The 16,125-nt window shown below is 71.6% G+C and carries 14 protein-coding genes; 10 read left to right on the forward strand and 4 right to left on the reverse strand.

Features of this window, described 5'->3' with window-relative positions; all coding sequences use genetic code 11:
* Positions 1-6: 6 nt before the first annotated feature.
* Together ABZX30_RS25065 and ABZX30_RS25070 are read left to right on the forward strand one after the other, a co-directional pair.
* The gene (locus tag ABZX30_RS25065; RefSeq protein ID WP_355937163.1) at positions 7-993 is read left to right on the forward strand and encodes an ABC transporter ATP-binding protein; all 987 of its coding nucleotides are present in this window, start codon (positions 7-9) and stop codon (positions 991-993) included.
* Positions 974-2,038, forward strand: coding sequence for a dipeptide ABC transporter ATP-binding protein (locus ABZX30_RS25070; RefSeq protein WP_355937164.1), 1,065 nt, complete (start codon positions 974-976; stop codon positions 2,036-2,038). The genes ABZX30_RS25065 and ABZX30_RS25070 overlap by 20 nt, the downstream gene beginning before the upstream one ends.
* Before the next feature lie 150 nt (positions 2,039-2,188).
* Here ABZX30_RS25070 and ABZX30_RS25075 read toward each other — a convergent pair whose 3' ends face one another.
* Positions 2,189-4,324, reverse strand: coding sequence for a prolyl oligopeptidase family serine peptidase (locus ABZX30_RS25075; protein WP_355937166.1), 2,136 nt, complete (start codon positions 4,322-4,324; stop codon positions 2,189-2,191).
* 203 nt (positions 4,325-4,527) lie between these two features.
* On the opposite strand from ABZX30_RS25075, the gene ABZX30_RS25080 reads away from it, so the two are divergent.
* Positions 4,528-4,722, forward strand: a complete 195-nt coding sequence (locus ABZX30_RS25080; protein WP_046733847.1) for a hypothetical protein — start codon at positions 4,528-4,530, stop codon at positions 4,720-4,722.
* 154 nt (positions 4,723-4,876) lie between these two features.
* Positions 4,877-5,056 carry a hypothetical protein gene (locus tag ABZX30_RS25085; protein WP_355937168.1) on the forward strand — a complete coding sequence of 60 codons (180 nt, stop codon included), beginning with the start codon at positions 4,877-4,879 and terminating at the stop codon, positions 5,054-5,056.
* A gap of 72 nt (positions 5,057-5,128) precedes the next feature.
* Here the strand turns inward: ABZX30_RS25085 and ABZX30_RS25090 are convergent, their stop codons facing one another.
* Both ABZX30_RS25090 and ABZX30_RS25095 read right to left on the reverse strand, forming a co-directional pair.
* A complete protein-coding gene (locus tag ABZX30_RS25090; RefSeq protein ID WP_355937170.1) occupies positions 5,129-5,338 on the reverse strand; it encodes a DUF397 domain-containing protein in 210 nt (69 codons plus the stop codon).
* Complete coding sequence (locus ABZX30_RS25095; RefSeq protein ID WP_355937172.1) at positions 5,335-6,213, reverse strand: helix-turn-helix transcriptional regulator; 879 nt, start codon at positions 6,211-6,213, stop codon at positions 5,335-5,337. The genes ABZX30_RS25090 and ABZX30_RS25095 overlap by 4 nt, the downstream gene beginning before the upstream one ends.
* A 375-nt stretch (positions 6,214-6,588) precedes the next feature.
* Between ABZX30_RS25095 and ABZX30_RS25100 the strand changes: the two genes are divergently transcribed.
* Positions 6,589-10,131: an AAA family ATPase gene (locus tag ABZX30_RS25100; protein WP_355937174.1), complete on the forward strand. Its 3,543-nt coding sequence runs from the start codon at positions 6,589-6,591 to the stop codon at positions 10,129-10,131.
* Between the two features lie 8 nt (positions 10,132-10,139).
* Here ABZX30_RS25100 and ABZX30_RS25105 read toward each other — a convergent pair whose 3' ends face one another.
* Positions 10,140-10,439 (reverse strand): NIPSNAP family protein, encoded by a 300-nt coding sequence (locus tag ABZX30_RS25105; RefSeq protein WP_355937176.1) that lies wholly within the window; start codon positions 10,437-10,439, stop codon positions 10,140-10,142.
* 190 nt (positions 10,440-10,629) lie between these two features.
* Here ABZX30_RS25105 and ABZX30_RS25110 point away from each other — a divergent pair, with 190 nt between their 5' ends.
* The 5 genes from ABZX30_RS25110 to ABZX30_RS25130 all read left to right on the forward strand — a co-directional run bounded on the left by ABZX30_RS25110 (position 10,630) and on the right by ABZX30_RS25130 (position 16,006).
* A complete protein-coding gene (locus ABZX30_RS25110) occupies positions 10,630-11,172 on the forward strand; it encodes an ATP-binding protein (RefSeq protein WP_355937186.1) in 543 nt (180 codons plus the stop codon).
* Between the two features lie 223 nt (positions 11,173-11,395).
* Positions 11,396-12,058, forward strand: a complete 663-nt coding sequence (locus ABZX30_RS25115) for a hypothetical protein (RefSeq protein WP_355937177.1) — start codon at positions 11,396-11,398, stop codon at positions 12,056-12,058.
* Between the two features lie 53 nt (positions 12,059-12,111).
* Positions 12,112-13,023 carry an N-acetyl-1-D-myo-inositol-2-amino-2-deoxy-alpha-D-glucopyranoside deacetylase gene (gene mshB, locus ABZX30_RS25120; RefSeq protein WP_355937179.1) on the forward strand — a complete coding sequence of 304 codons (912 nt, stop codon included), beginning with the start codon at positions 12,112-12,114 and terminating at the stop codon, positions 13,021-13,023.
* Positions 13,020-13,436, forward strand: coding sequence for a DUF6113 family protein (locus tag ABZX30_RS25125; protein ID WP_355937181.1), 417 nt, complete (start codon positions 13,020-13,022; stop codon positions 13,434-13,436). The genes mshB and ABZX30_RS25125 overlap by 4 nt, the downstream gene beginning before the upstream one ends.
* A gap of 158 nt (positions 13,437-13,594) precedes the next feature.
* Positions 13,595-16,006, forward strand: coding sequence for a hypothetical protein (locus ABZX30_RS25130; protein ID WP_355937183.1), 2,412 nt, complete (start codon positions 13,595-13,597; stop codon positions 16,004-16,006).
* The last annotated feature ends 119 nt before the right edge of the window (positions 16,007-16,125 follow it).

Genomic DNA, 16,125 nt, shown 5'->3' on the forward strand with positions numbered 1-16,125 from the left:
GCTGCCGTGCTGCTTGACGTGCGGAGCCTCTACGTGGAGTTCCGGACGCGGGACGGGGTCGCCCGGGCCGTGAACGGGGTGAGCTGCGGCGTGGACGCCGGGGAGACGCTCGCGGTGCTCGGGGAGTCGGGCTCGGGGAAGTCCGTCACCGCCCAGGCGGTCATGGGGATCCTCGACATGCCGCCGGGGCGGATCACCGGCGGGGAGATCCTCTTCCGCGGCCAGGACCTGCTGAAGCTGAAGGAGGAGGAGCGCAGGAAGGTCCGCGGCACCGGGATGGCCATGATCTTCCAGGACGCGCTGTCCGCGCTGAACCCGGTGCTCTCCGTCGGCGACCAGCTCGGCGAGATGTTCGTGGTCCACCGGGGCATGTCGAAGAAGGACGCGCGGGCCAGGGCCGTCGAGCTGATGGACCGGGTGCGCATCCCGGCCGCCGCCCAGCGGGTGCGCGACTACCCGCACCAGTTCTCCGGCGGCATGCGCCAGCGCATCATGATCGCCATGGCGCTGGCCCTCGAACCGGCGCTCATCATCGCCGACGAGCCCACCACCGCCCTCGACGTCACGGTCCAGGCCCAGGTGATGGACCTGCTCGCGGAGTTGCGGCGCGAGTACCGCATGGGGCTGATCCTGATCACCCACGACCTCGGGGTCGTCGCCGACGTGGCGGACCGGATCGCCGTGATGTACGCGGGGCGCATCGTGGAGTCGGCGCCCGTCCACGACATCTACAAGAACGGTGCTCACCCCTACACCCGCGGACTGCTGGCGTCCGTCCCGCGCCTGGACCTCAAGGGCCGCGAGCTCCACGCCATCAAGGGCCTGCCGCCGAACCTCACGCACATCCCGCCCGGCTGCGCCTTCCACCCGCGCTGTCCGATGGCCCGCGACGTGTGCCGGACCGACGAGCCGCCGCTGTACGCGTTCGACACGGGCCGGGCGAGCGCCTGCCACTTCTGGAGGGAGTGCCTGCATGGCAGCCTCGACGACTGAGCCGGTCCTGGAGGTCGGCGGGCTCGTCAAGCACTACCCGCTGACCCGGGGCATCCTGTTCAAGAAGCGGATCGACGCGGTGAAGGCCGTCGACGGCGTCGACTTCACGCTCGGCCGGGGCGAGACGCTGGGCCTCGTCGGCGAGTCCGGCTGCGGCAAGTCCACGGTGGCCAGGATGCTGTGCAGCCTCGAACGGCCGACGGCGGGTTCGATCCGGTTCAAGGGCGAGGAGATCACCCGGCTGTCCGGCCGGGCCCTGAAGGCCGTACGGCGCAACATCCAGATGGTCTTCCAGGACCCCTACACCTCCCTCAACCCCCGTATGACGGTGGGCGACATCATCGGGGAGCCGTACGAGATCCACCCCGAGGCGGCCCCGAAGGGCGACCGGCGCCGGAGGGTGCGCGAACTCCTCGACGTGGTCGGCCTCGACCCCGACTACGCCAACCGCTACCCGCACCAGTTCTCCGGCGGCCAGCGCCAGCGGATCGGCATCGCGCGGGGGCTGGCCCTCCGTCCGGAGGTGATCGTCGCCGACGAACCGGTGTCGGCCCTGGACGTCTCGGTCCAGGCCCAGGTGATCAACCTCCTGGACCGGCTCCAGACGGAGTTCGACCTCTCCTACGTCTTCATCGCGCACGACCTGTCGATCGTGCGGCACCTCTCGGACCGGGTCGGGGTGATGTACCTCGGCCGGATCGTGGAGACCGGCACCGAGACGGAGATCTACGACCACCCGACGCACCCCTACACCCAGGCCCTGCTCTCCGCCGTGCCCGTCCCCGACCCCGGCGCCCGCGAACACCGCGAACGGATCATCCTGACGGGTGACGTGCCGTCCCCCACGAACATCCCTTCCGGCTGCCGCTTCCGCACCCGCTGCTGGAAGGCCCGGGAGCGCTGCGCGCTGGAGGTGCCGCCCCTCGCCGTCCCGCCCGGCCTCCGCCTGGAGACCGGCCCGGCCGCGCACGACTCGGCGTGCCACTTCGCTGAGGAGAGGCAGGTGGTGCCGGTGGAGGAGCACGACGGCAACGGGCCGGGGTGACATGGTGCACCCCGGCCCGTTTACGGCACCCGCACGGCCGTACGCTGTTCAGCCTCGCGCGTCCGTATATCGGTATCGCTTCCGTGAAGTTGCCTGCGTGTTAACGCGGTTCGCGGTGGTTTGTTCGGTTGTGCGTTCGGTTGTGCGCGGTCATGTGCGCGGCAGGGCCAGCGAACGCCTGAGGAAGTCCACCTGGAGCAGCAGCAGGTTCTCCGCTACCTGCTCCTGCGGGGTCATGTGCGTGACGCCCGACAGCGGGAGCACCTCGTGCGGACGGCCGGCGGCGAGCAGGGCCGAGGACAGCCGCAGGGCGTGCGCGACCACCACGTTGTCGTCGGCCAGCCCGTGCACGATCATCAGCGGCCGGTGCGGGCCGGCGGGGGCGGACAGTCCCTCGTCGGTGACGAGACCGCTCCTCGCGTACGCCGCCGGGTCCGCGGCCGGGTCGCCCAGGTACCGCTCGGTGTAGTGGGTGTCGTACAGCCGCCAGTCGGTCACCGGCGCGCCCGCGATGCCCGCGTGGAAGACGTCCGGGCGGCGCAGCACGGCGAGGGCGGCCAGGTAGCCGCCGTACGACCAGCCGCGGATCGCCACCCGGCTCAGGTCCAGGGGGTATTCCCGCGCCAGATCCTCGAGCGCCTCGATCTGGTCGTCGAGGGAGACGGTGAAGTCGCGGTGGACCGCCTTCTCCCAGGCGGGGGAGCGGCCGGGGGTGCCCCGGCCGTCGGCCACGACCACCGCGAAGCCCTGGTCGGCGAACCACTGCGAGGTGAGGTGGGCGTTGTGCGCGGCCACCACGCGCTGGCCGTGCGGGCCGCCGTAAGGGTCGAGCAGTACCGGAAGGCGGGCGTCCCCGGTAGTGTCCCCGGGGTAGTCCGTAGGCATAAGCACGGCGCACGGAATTCGGCGTGCGCCCCCCTGGGTGAGGGTCACGCGCGGGGACAGACCGGGATCTTCGGCGTACGACGCGACGGTCGCCGCCTCCTTCCCGTCCCGCAGCACCCGCACCCGGGCGCCCGGGTGGTCGAGCGTGGCGGAGACCAGCACGGTCACGCCCCCGGCACGCACCGCCGAGTGCACGCCCGGCTCGTGCGACACGCGCTCCACGCCCAGCTCGCTGACCCGGTAGACGTGCACCTCGCCGATCTCCGGCGCCTCGGCCTCCTCGCCGGCCGAGGCCGAGACCAGCACGTCGTCGGCGGTCACGTCCAGCACCGCGCGGATGTGCAACTGCGGTCCGGTCAGGGGCCGTTCGCCCACCGTCAGGACCCGGGCCCCGCCCTCGTCCGCGATCCGGACGAGCTGTCCGGAGGGGCTCCAGCACGGCACTCCGGGGAAAAGTTCAAGCCATGTTCGATCTTCGTCGGCGTGGACCATCCGCGTCGCCCCGGACCCCGGGTCCACGGCCAGGAACAACTGGCTGCGCTGGTCCCGCGCCTGCACCAGGAGCAGCGGCGCCCCCGCCTCTGACCAGTGCACACGTGCCAGGTACGGGTAGCGCGCCCGGTCCCACACGACCTCCGTGCGCGTGCCGCCGAGGTCGATCACGAACAGCCGTACGTCCGCGTTCCCGGTCCCCGCCGCCGGGTACGCGACCCGGCCGGGCTCACGCTCCGGGTGGGCCGGATCGGCGATCCACCACCGCCCCACCGGCGTGTCGTCCGCCCGCGCCACGAGCAGCCGGTCCGACCGCGGGGACCACCAGAAGCCCCGTGAACGGGCCATCTCCTCGGCCGCGATGAACTCGGCCAGCCCGTAGGTGACACCCTCCGCCTCCGGCTCCGCCAGCGCCCGGTCGCCCTCGCCCTCGGCGCCCACCACCCGCAGGGCGCCCTGGGCGACGTAGGCCACGTGCCGTCCGTCGGGGGCCGGCCGCGGATCGATCACCGGCCCGGGAACGGCCAGTTCACGCGCGGTCCCGGCCCGCAGCTCCGCCGTGAAGAGCCGCCCTGACAAGGTGAAGGACGCCAACTCGACGGCCGTGTCGGTGGCATAGCCGACGATGCCGGCCCCGCCCTCACGGCTGCGCTCGCGGCGTGCCCGCTCCTCGGGCGAGAGCTGTTCCGCGGCGCCGTGCAGCAGGGCGCGCGGGTCCGCCGCCACGCGCTCCTGGCCGTCCGCGGGATCGATGACCCACAGGGCGTTCGCCCGGTCCGTACCGGAGTGCGAGCGCAGGAACGCGACACGCGAACCGTCGGGCGCCACGGTGAACGAACGCGGCGCGCCGAGGGTGAAACGCTGGGTGCGGGCGTGCCGTCGGGGGAAGGAGTCAGGCTCGGTCGTCATGCCCTGACCATATTGGCCATGCGCCCCCTTGTGCGGCTGTGCGCCCAGCGATGCGCAAGCACCGGTAGATATGATCACTACCGCTATGTGGGTATGAACCTGCTGGCCCGTGTAAGGATCTGCTGATCGGTCTGCCGGACCGGTCGACAACCCCCATAGTCCGTCCCCCCCCGCGTCCCTGGGATCTTTGGAGGTGAGCCGCCGTGGCACTCTCGATTTCGGCGGTGGTGCTGCTGGCGATCATCGTCTTCCTGCTCATCAAGAAATCAGGCCTGAAGGGCGGGCACGCGGTGGTCTGCATGCTCCTCGGCTTCTACCTCGCCTCCTCGACCGTCGCCCCCACGATCAGCGACCTGACGACCAACGTCGCCAGCATGATCGGCAGCATCAAGTTCTGACGGGGCGGCACCGGGACCGGATGGTCGGGAGGGCCTGAGCCCTGGCCCGGCCCTCCGGTTGTCGCGTTCTGGTGCTTCCCGCCGCCCGGCTTCGTAAGCTTGACGATCCCAGGATCGTTGAGGCTCAGGGGGGCGGCGCGTGGACGGTCAGGACGTGGACAGACGGCTCAGGGAGCTGGCCAAGGCATCGCCCAACTTCGGTCGCCTGTACGGGTATCAGCCGCTCCTCGCGATCTACGGGTCGCAGGCCGAGCTGACCGTTCTGAGCAACCCGAACGCCGCCTACGTGAGCGCAGGACAGTTCGGTGAGGTCCTGGCCGACAGTCCGCCCTGAACGAGTTCACGGCCATCGCCCGCTCCCTGGGCGGCGAGGTGGACGTGCCGGAGGCCGAGGTCGAGTAGACCGTCAGCCCCCGGACGCGTACGGAACGAAGTCGGCCCAGGTCTTCGGTGAGAGCTGGAGGCACGGGCCGGCGGTGTGCTTGGAGTCGCGGACGTGGACAGTGCCGGGAGTGCTGGCGATCTCGACGCAGGAGTCTCCGTCAGGGCCGTCGCTGTAGCTGCTCTTGAACCACTCCAGTTCTGTGGTGGGTCCGGTGGCAGACTCGCGGATCATGTCTCTCCCAGCAGTTGCTCGATGAAGGTCAGTGATTCCCGTGGCGTGAGGGCCTGAGCCCGGATGGTGCCATACCGAAGTTCGAGGATCCGCAGCTGTTTCGGATCTGAGATCGGTCGGCCGCTGTACGCACCATCAGACCGGCCCACCGCCGTGCCATCCGGGAACTTCAGCACTTCGATCTTTCCGCCCAGCCCTGGGTGCGCCTCGGAGTCCGTCGGCATCACTTGCAGTGTGACATTGCGCAACTGCCCCACCCCCAACAGATGTTCGAGCTGTTGGCGCCACACCATTGTGCCGCCGACTGGCCGACGCAGTGTCGCCTCTTCTTGGACGAAGCTGAGCGCTGGTGCAGGTGATCGTTCAAAGATCGCCTTTCGAGCCATGCGGGCGGCCACTCGTCGCTCCGCTTCGTCTGGCGAGTACGCGGGCTGCCAGGCCTCGAAGAGTGCCCGCGCATGCTCCGGTGTCTGCAACAAGCCGTGCAGGCTGAGCCCGACATACACCCCAAGCTCGACCGCCTTCGCCTCCAGCTTGGCGATCTCACGCACGGTCTTCGGATACCGGACCTTTGCCACATCCTCCTTCATCGCAGAGAGCAACCCACCCGCCCCCAACACCTCGTCCGCCTTGTCCAGATACTCGGGCCGCGGGATCCGCTTGCCGCCCTCGATCTTGTAGACGAGGTCCTCCCCGTAGCCGACCCGCGCTCCGAACTCGGCGGCCCGCATCCCCGCCGCCTCTCGCCGCAGCCTGAGTTGCCGTCCCACGGTGGCCACGACCGCCACGCCCCAGTCGTCATCCGGATCCACCTCCCAACCCGGCTCTTCCGCCTCGTTCTTGAGTTGTGCCGTGTGACCGTCCACCTGTTGCATCGCATACTCCTCCGTCGTACGACCTGGCAACGACGCGCCACCCGCGCGCAGCACTCCGACCGGCCCGGACAGCGCTGGACAAAACCCGGACAGTCACCATTCGTAGTCGCGTCGTCACTTTCACGGTAAGCGGGCTACGCCGCTCCCCGTGACGTGATCCCCGAAACCGGCCCCGCTGAAGGCGCCGCGGTTCCCGTCCCCCCGCTCCGCCTTGCCTGGCTGAAACCCGTACGTACCGTTGAACGCTCCTGTCAGTGCTCAGAAGATGGGCTCGGCGAATAAGGCGATGCCGGTCTTCCAGGGCTGGTGGAACGGGGGTCGAGCGGTGCCGGAAGCCGGCGACGCGGTCGTGAGTGGGGTCCGATGAGGAACCGTATGCAGGTCGCGCTCCAGATCGTGCTGGCGCTGGTCGCCTGCTTACTGGGGATCGCCACCAACTACGCGACCAACACCGACAAGGCTCCCTGGGTGTTGGAGGCGATTCGGCGGTTCTCCGTTCCGGCCATCGGCGTGCTGATCGTGGCCCTGGTGGTCGGGCAGGTCGTCGTCTACCGGCTGGAGAATCCCGCGCCGCCCCGGGTCGAGTGGCCGCGTGACCGGGTCCCGTACCCGGGCCTCGACGCGTTCGGCGAGGACGAGGCGCCCGTGTACTTCGGCCGGGAGGCACAGGCCGCCGAACTGACCCGCAGGCTGCACGCCACCGCTACCCGCCCCGCGGAGCGCTTCCTGCTGCTGGTCGGGGCGTCAGGAAGCGGAAAGTCCTCGCTGGTCAGGGCTGGAGTGATGCCCCGGCTTCGAGAACGCCGCTGGACCGTCGTACCGGCCTTCGCCCCCGGCCCCAACCCCTTGGGCGCCCTCGCGGGTGCGCTGGCGGCAGCCGTCGGCGGGCAGGAGACGGCGAGTGTCGTACTGCGCAGGCTGCGCCAGGGGCCGGACGCGCTGCGAGCCGAGCTGTCGCGGCTGCGGGGTGGCCGGTTCCGGCGGATACTCCTCGTGGTCGACCAGTTCGAGGAGGTCGTCACCCTGGCGGGGGAGCGTGACCGCGCCCAGTTCCTCGAAGCGCTGCGCGTCTGCGTGGAACAGGATCCGGCGGTCCGCGTGCTGGTCACCCTCCGGGTGGACCTGCTCGGCCGGCTGCTCGGCACCGGACACGCGGAACTCCTCCAGCACCCCGTCGCCATCGGTACCTTGGGCAGGGCGCAGCTCGCCGATGTCGTGGAGCGGCCCGGCGCTCTCGTCGGTCTGAGCTTCGCGCCCGGAGTCGTCGAGACCATCGTGGGCGAGACCGGGACGGACGACGCCCTGCCGCTGCTCGCCTACCTCCTCCAGGAGCTGTACTTCGCCTCCGGCCCCGGTGGGACCGTCACCGAGGAGCTCTACCGGCGGCTCGGGGGAGTGCCCGGCGCGCTGGCACGCCAGGCGGACAACACCGTGGCCGGGCTCGGCGCGGGCGTGGGCATCGACTCCGTCCTCCGGGTCCTGCTCAGGTTCGTCACCGTCGAGGGCCAGGACGTGGCCCGCCGACATGTACCGCTGGCCGAACTCGACGAACCGGAACGTCATGTGGTCGACGCCTTCATCGAGGCGCGGCTGCTGCGCACCGATGTCGCGGGCGATGGCTCCGCAACGAGCGGTGAGCCCTACGCGCAGGTGACGCACGAGGCCCTGTTCCGCCAGTGGGCCCCGCTGCGGCAGGAGGTCGAGGCGTGGGCCGAACGACTCCGCGAGCGTGCCGAACTGGACCGCTGGGCGGCCGACTGGGAGCGGGCCGGACGCGGCGACGACTACCTGCTCACCGGGGAACGCCTCACGGCGGCCCGGCGCTGGCTCGAAGCGCTGGAGGAATCCGGGCAGGCGTCCGCTCCCGCCCGCGCTCTCGTCGAGGCCTCGCAGCGCCGCGACCTGAGCTTCCTGAGCCGGGTCTCCGACAGCATCGGCCGGCAGGTCCTCCTGAGCGCGGAGGGCGAACCGGAGCGCTCCCTGCTGCTCTCGCTGGCCGCGCTCGGCGAGTGCACGCCCACCCCCTCGGCCAGGCGCGGGCTGATGGCGGCGCTGGCGGCGAGTCACCTCCGCGCCCGGCTCGACGGACACACCGACACCGTCCGGCACATCGCGTGGTCACCCGACGGCCGCATGCTGGCCACGGCGTCCCGGGACGGCACGGCCCGTGTTCACGACGCGGCGTCCGGACGCGCCCTGCTGGTGCTGCCCTGCGACGGTGTCATGGTCGAGTCCGTCGCCTGGTCACCGGACTCGGCGAGGGTGGCAACCGCCGGACGGGACCGTGTCGTACGGATCTGGGACGCCACCTCGGGGGAGCCGGTCCGGCTGCTCACCGGCGCCGGGGACCTCAACAGGCAGGTGGCCTGGTCGCCGGACGGCCGGCATGTCGCGGCCAGTTCCAAGGACCGGACCGTACGGGTCTGGGAGGCGGACACCGGGCGGCTCGTGCACGAGTTGCACGGGCACGCGGAGGACGTGTGGGGGGTTGCCTGGTCGCCGGACGGCAACCGTCTCGCCTCCGCCGCACACGACCAGACCGCGATCGTGTGGGACCTGACGGCAGGGAGGGCGGCCACCACACTCGTCGGACACTCGGACTTCGTGGAGGGCATCGCCTGGTCACCGGACGGGCGGCACATCGCCACCGGCTCCGGGGACCACACCGCCCGCATCTGGGACGCCGACACCGGCGACCTGCGTCTGCTGCTGCGAGGACACACCGACTACGTGTGGAACCTGGCCTGGTCGCCGGACGGGCGGATGCTCGCCAGCGCTTCCTCCGACCGCACCGTGCGCATCGTCGACAGCGAGGACGCCAAGGTCCTGGCCGTGCTGCGCGGCCACGCCGACACCGTGTGGGGCGTCGCCTGGTCACCCTGCGGGACCATGCTCGCCACCAGTTCCACGGACGGCACCGCCATGGTGTGGGACCTGCGCCCGCGTGGCGCGGAAGCCGTACTGGCCGACGGACACAGCGCTCCGGTGAACCATGCCGCGTGGTCCGGCGACGGCGGCCTATTCGCCACGGCCTCGGACGACGGGACCGTACGGGTGTGGGACGCGGTCACCGGCGTACCGGCCGGTGCGGTCGCGGAGCTGGAGGACCGGGTCTGGACCGTCGCCTGGGCCCCGCAGGGGGAGCGGCTCGCGATCAGCACCAACGACGGCCTGTTCCGGATCACCGACGGGCGTGGCGGCACCCTGTTCGAACGGCACGGCGCGGTCGTCGAGGGGTGCGCCTGGTCGCCGGACGGCGGCCGGATCGCCACCGGTGGCCACGACGGCGCGGTGCGCGTCCTGTCCGCGTCGGACGGCACCGAGCTGCTGAAACTGACCGAACACCAGGACTGGGTGGGGCGCGTGGCCTGGTCACCGAGTGGACGGCTGCTCGCCAGCTGCTCCGACGACCGCACGTGCCGACTGTGGGACATCGGGGAGGGACAGCAGTTCACGGTGCTGCGCGGCCACGACAACTATGTGGAGGACGCGGCCTGGTCCCCTGACGAGACGAGGATCGCGACCGCCTCCGGCGACTGGACGGCCGCCGTGTGGGACGCCGTCACCGGCCGGCGCATCGAGGTGCTGAAGGGGCACGAGGGGCGGCTCCGCGCCGTCGCCTGGGCGCCCGACGGGCGGCACATCGCCACGGGCGCCGACGACCGCACCGTACGGGTATGGTCCGCCACCACTCTTGAGGAGATCGCCGTCGTCGGGGTGCACCAGGACAAGGTGACCTCCGTGGCCTGGTCCCCGGACGGCACGCGACTGCTCACGGCATCGGCCGACGGGACGGCGCGCGTCTGGCGGGCGGAGCCGGACTACGACCGGCTGGAGGCGACCGCCCGAGGACGGGTCTTCCGCACTCTCACCCAGGAGGAACGGCGGCAGCACCTGCTGCCGCTCGACCCCGCGTGACCGTGCGGTCAGTAGACACCTTCGACCGTACGGTCGTCGGTGTGGACGAGGTAGTCGTCCGGGTTCAGGCCCATGGCCTTCCGCTCGGGCGACGACCAGTACAGCGCGTTACGCTCGGCGAAGGTCTCAGGACCCTCGTACGAGATCAGCCAGACGAACTGGTTGCGCTCCCGGTCCACCCAGGCTCCGCCGATCGTGAACCCCAGCTCCAGTCGCAGCGGAACGATTTCCTCCCGCCACCGCTCTACCCACTCGTCGAGAAGGCCGTCCCGGACGGTGTACGTGCGCAACTGTGTCGTCTTCGGCATGCCGTACATCATGCCCATGCCGCCCCCGGAGCCCTCCTGTCCGCCGGCCTTCCGGGTGCGGTTCGGGTCGGCGCCTACCCTGGCGACCGGGCCCGACAGCCCGGACAGCACCGGACAATCCCCCGACAGCCACTGTACGCAAGGGCGTAGTTGCTTTTCACGGTAGATGCACGTGGCCACTCTGAGTGACGTGATCAACGAAACCGTCGCCTCCGAAGCCCAGCTCGACCACCCCGTCCGCAACTTCGACGTGCGCCTCTCGTCAACGCCACGTGGGGCCCGCCTCGGCCGCCTGCTCGCCACCGAGCAACTTCGCTCCTGGGACTTGCCGTTGGACCCGGCACGCCAGCTCGTCGCCGAACTCGCGGCCAACGCGGTCACACACGGCCGAGTCCCCGGCCGTGACTTCCAGCTCATCCTGTACGTCATCGGGAGCACCCTGCGCATCGAGGTCACCGACACCAACGGGGACCGCCTGCCACAGCCGCAGGACCCCGTCGCAGACGCCGAATCGGGCCGGGGTCTCGTCCTCGTCGGGGCGCTCGCCGACCGTTGGGGCGTAGCCCGGGGACGGCGTCCGCGCAAGACGGTCTGGGCGGAGCTCGACCTGGCACCGCAACCCGACCGCACGTGCCCGGTGCGAGGGGGCGGTCTTTCCCAGGGCCACGAGGCGAAAGGACCCCACCGAGCCCCATTCGTTCCGCCCGCGGACCGCGCTCACCCGAGCGGGTGAACACCTCCGGCTCGTCCGGGGGTGCACGCGCCCGCATCGGGGTTACTGACGAGGGCGCCGAGGGCAGGCCCTTGTCCTGATGCCGAAGGGCGTCTTCCGGATAGGGACGGGCCGCTTTCGGTCACCTTGATCCAAGGTGTCACCGGGTGGCTTGACTGGCCCCCCTGCGTCTCGGGAATCGTTCTCGTAGAGATCGTCACGGGTAGTTTTCTCGGGGGAGCGCATGGCCATTTCCAGACCACGAACGCGGCAGTTCGAGGCGTTCATGACGAACCTGTCCTACGCCCGGCGCATGGTCAAAGCGGGCGCGATGCTCACGCCCTTCCGCTCGCCCACGATCGACATCGACGACTTCTACCGAGCGGCCTGGGTCCAGGCGGTCGCGGCCATCGACCACTGGTTCCACGAGGAGGTCCTGCGCCGGGTCGCCGAACTGGCAGCCAAGGACAGCCCTGATATGCCGTACCAGCTCCGGGTGTACGAGCTGCCGTTACACACGGTCGAGGCCGTGCGGCGCGGCGACGTGGCCTTGCCCGACGCCGTGGTCGCGCACCTGCGGGAGAAACTTTCGGGGCAGGCGCTCCAGCATCCTGGAAAGATCTCCGAAGTGCTCAAGCTCGTGACCGAGAAAAAGGTCTGGTACGAGGCGGCGGGCTGCGTCAACAAGGAATTCTTCCAGGGGCGCACCTCACTCAACGAGAAGAAGCTCCGCAGCCGCTACCTGGAGATCACCAAGCGGCGCAACAAGATCGCGCACGACGCCGACCTGATCGACGGCGATCTCAGGCAGCGCCGGCCCATCGACGAGGCCGAGGTGACCGACGCGATCGACTGGATCGAGCGGATCGCCCTCACCATCGCTCACGTGCTCGACAGCGAAGGGTGACAAGCGGCGAGGAGGTGGCCGGGCGGCGGGCCGGGGCCTCGTAGGCTGGGGCTATGACGGAACTGCCCGCGCGGCGTCTGCTGCTGGTGCACGCGCACCCGGACGACGAGTCGATCAACAACGGCGCGACCATGGCCGCGTACGCGGCCCGGGGTGCCCGGGTGACGCTGGTCACCTGCACCCTCGGGGAGCGCGGTGAGGTCATACCGCCCGGGCTGCGGCACCTGACCGGTGCCGCCCTGGGCGAGTACCGGCTGCGCGAGCTGGCCGCCGCGATGGGCGAGCTGGGCGTCGCGGACTTCCGGCTGCTCGGCGGCGCGGGACGCTACGCGGACTCCGGCATGATGGGCATCGCGGACAACGGTGACCCCGCCTGCTTCTGGCAGGCCGACGTCGACGAGGCCGCCGGACACCTCGTCGAGGTGATTCTCGAGGTCCGCCCCCAGGTCCTCGTCACCTACGACGAGAACGGGGGGTATGGACACCCCGACCACATCCAGGCCCACCGCGTCGCCATGAGGGCCGTGGAGCTGGCTGCCCGAGCGGGCTGGCGGATCCCCAAGGTCTACTGGAACCGGGTGCCGCGCCCCGTCGCCGAGGCCGCCTTCGCCCGGCTGGCCGACGACCTGCCCGGCCTGCCCTTCGCCAAGGCCGCCGCCGTGGAGGACGTACCGGGAGTGGTCGACGACGAGCGGATCACCACCGCCGTCGACGGCGGCGCCCACGCCGCCGCCAAGGCCGCCGCGATGCGCGCCCACGTCACCCAGATCGAGGTCGCCCCGGACGCGCCTTACTTCGCGCTCTCCAACGAACTGGCGCAGCCCCTGTTCACCACCGAGTACTACGAGTTGGTGAGCGGTGAGCGCCCGGCCGCTCGGGAGACCGACCTGTTCGCCGGGCTCGGGGACGGGCTCGGGGACGGGTTCGAGGACGGGCTCGGGGGCGGGCTCGGGGAGGCGTCATGAGCGGGGCGGACCGGGGCTCGCTGCTCGCCCAGCCGCTGCAACGTCCCTCGGGCGGGCGGATCGCCGCTCTTCTGGGGCTGTTCGTGCTCGGCGTGGTGGTCGCCGTCGCCGGGGCCCTGGTGCAGGCCGGCTGGTTCCCGGGCGGGCTGCTGCTCGCGCTGGCGGGCGCGGCCGGGCTGTTCCTCGGCGGGGCGTACGCGATGCGCGGTCGCGCCGGGGCGGTCGCGCCGGTGGCCGGCTGGATCGTCACCGTCCTCTTCCTCACCGCCAGCCGTCCCGAAGGGGACTTCCTGTTCGGTGCGGGCGGCGGCTCCTACCTGTTCCTGCTCGGCGGCATGGCCCTCGCTGTGATCTGCGCCACCCTTGGGCCGGGACGGCAACCTGGGAGCGCTGCCGCCCGACTTGGCAAGTGACGTACCACTTCGCCGTGCGGCGCGCGTGCGAGTCCGGTGTGGGTTTCCCCAGCGGTCATGGGATAAGCGCCAGAAGTGGCCAGTATGGTGGTGCGCGCCGCCGAGTCGCCCGAGAGAGGTCGTAACGCGGGCGGCGGAGCCAACCGGGAGAACCTGCCTTGAGTCGTGAAACTGACACTCCGTCCTCCGGGCCCAACGGGCGCGGCGGAGCCGCATACCCCTCGGGCACGCCGCCGTACGGAACCCCCATGGTTTCCGACGGCGGCGCGGACGCGGGCCGTTCGGCCGCGCAGCCGGAGGAACGCAAGACCGAGACCACGCTGACGACCCGCATCCGGATCAACATCCCCGGATCGCGGCCCATCCCGCCGGTCGTGATGCGCACGCCCGTCGCGGCGGACACCGACAGCGCGGCCGACGACGCGGGCACGGACCCGCACCCCACGGCCCCCACCACGATGTCCACGGGCACCGTGGAGCGGCCCGCCGACCCCGCGGCCCCGGCCGGGGAGAAGCGCAGCGACTGGTTCGCGCCCCGCAAGTCCGGCCCGGGCAAGGGCGGTCAGGGCGGCGGCACGAACGGCGCCGGGCTGCCGGGCGGTTCCGCCGCGGGTGCCGCACCGGCGCCGGGCGCGGGTCCCGCGGGCGGTGCGCGTCCGAACGGTTCCGGGGCTCCGGGCGGTTCCGGGGCTCCGGGCGGTACGCGTCCGGGCACGGGGCGGCCCGGTGGCGTGGTCGGCTCGATGAGCGTGCCGGGCGCGTCCCGGCCCGGCGGGACGAACGGCGCGGGGCTCACCGGCGCCACCGGCGGTCCCGTGGCTCCCGGGCACGGCGGCGGTACCGGCTCCTTCGACGTGACCGAGGCGCTGGCCGCGGGGCCGCTGGGCGGCGGCCACGCGGGCGGCAAGGGCAACGGTCCCCGTCCCGGTGGCAGCGGCGAGCCGCGCCGCGACGACCTGCCCTACTTCGCGGAGAACGGTCAGAGCGGTCCGAACGGCCTCGGTGGTCCGAACGGCCAGAGCGGTCCGAACGGCCAGAGCGGTCCGAACGGCCAGGGCGGTCCGAACGGCCAGGGCGGTCCGGCCGGTCCCGGTGGGCCCAGCAACTTCAACGGACCGGGCGCCCGCGGCGGTACCGGCGGACCGCAGGGCCCCGCGGGTCCCACCGGCGGTCCGGTCACCGGGCACGGCATGCTGGCCCCGTCCGTCGGCGGCGCACCGGGCGGTCGGGGCGGCGTGGACGCAGACCCCGCCATGGCGTTCGACGCCCCGGACCATTACGGCGGCCCCAGCGGCCCCAGCGGCCCCGGTGGTCCCGGCGCTCCCCGTACGCACCCCGGCCCGGTCCCGGGCCACGGTCCCGGCGGAGGCCTGAGCGACGACACCGCGGTCCTCACCCCGCAGGTGCCCGCCCCGGAGCCGGGCACCCCCGGCTACCGCTCCCCGGCGGCGGACAACGTCTCCTCCCACACCGTGACCAGCGGCATGCCGGTGGTCACGCCGGGCGCGGCGTTCCCCTTCGGGTCGGGCACGTCGGCCGACGGTCCGCTGCCGCACACGCCCCCCAAGCTGCCCGAACCGGTCACGCAGAACGTGCCGGAGACCAAGTCCAAGAAGAAGAAAAAGGGCCGCAGCAAGCTGGCGCTGCTGGGTGGCGGTGTGGTCATGGTCGCCGGTGTCGCCTACGGCGCCGGGCTGCTGATGAACCACTCCGACGTGCCCAAGGGCACCACAGTCCTCGGCGTCGACATCGGCGGCGGCACCCGCGACGAGGCGGTCAGGAAACTCGACGACGCCTTCGGCCAGCGGGTGAACAAGCCGCTGAAGCTGTCGGTGGACGGCAGGACGGTCTCCCTCGCGCCGGACAAGGCGGGGCTGCAGTTCGACTTCCCGTCCACGGTCGGCGCGGCGGCGAAGAGCGACTACAACCCCGTCTCCGTGATCGGCTCCCTCTTCGGCCAGAAGCGGGTCGTCGAGCCCGTCATGCCGGTCGACGACGAGAAGCTCCAGGCGGCCCTCCAGGACGTCGGCGGCGGCTCCGGCGCCGGCTCGGTCAAGGAGGGCACGATCAACTTCGTGTCCGGCAAGGCCGTCGCGGTCTACGGCAAGGCCGGCAAGGCCATCGACGCGGGCCGGGCCACCGAGGCGGTCAAGGAGGCCTACCGGGCCGAGGTGGAGACGGGCGCCGCGGCTGCGGTGACGGTGCCGACGACCACCAAGCAGCCGGCGGTCTCCAACGCCGAGGTCGACCGCGAGATGAAGAAGTTCGCGGAGCCGGCCATGTCGGCGAACGTGACCGTGCAGACGGACGCCGCGCACTCGGTCGTGTTCAGCCCGCAGAACTCGCTGTGGAAGTTCCTCCGGGTGAAGGCCGTCAACGGCCAGTTGGTGGACGCCCCGGACCGGGCCGCCCTGAAGGAGCTGTACGGCCACGCCTTCGACAACGTGCTGATCACTCGGGGCACCGGCAAGAAGACCCCCGTCACGGTCGACGACGTGTACCTCAACCTGCGCACCGCCCTGATGAGCAGGACCAACCGGATCGCGGTCATCAACACGAACCCGAGCTGAGCGGGCCGACGAAGAGGGGGGGGGGGGGGCTCCGCCGCGGGCGCCCCCGGCGGGAGTAAGAACGCCCCCCCCCACCACCACCACCACGACAGCGTCAAGGGGGATGAGGCCGCCGCGGG

Origin of the sequence: Streptomyces sp. NPDC004542, from assembly GCF_040610035.1 — a bacterium.
Classification (GTDB): Bacteria; Actinomycetota; Actinomycetes; order Streptomycetales; family Streptomycetaceae; genus Streptomyces.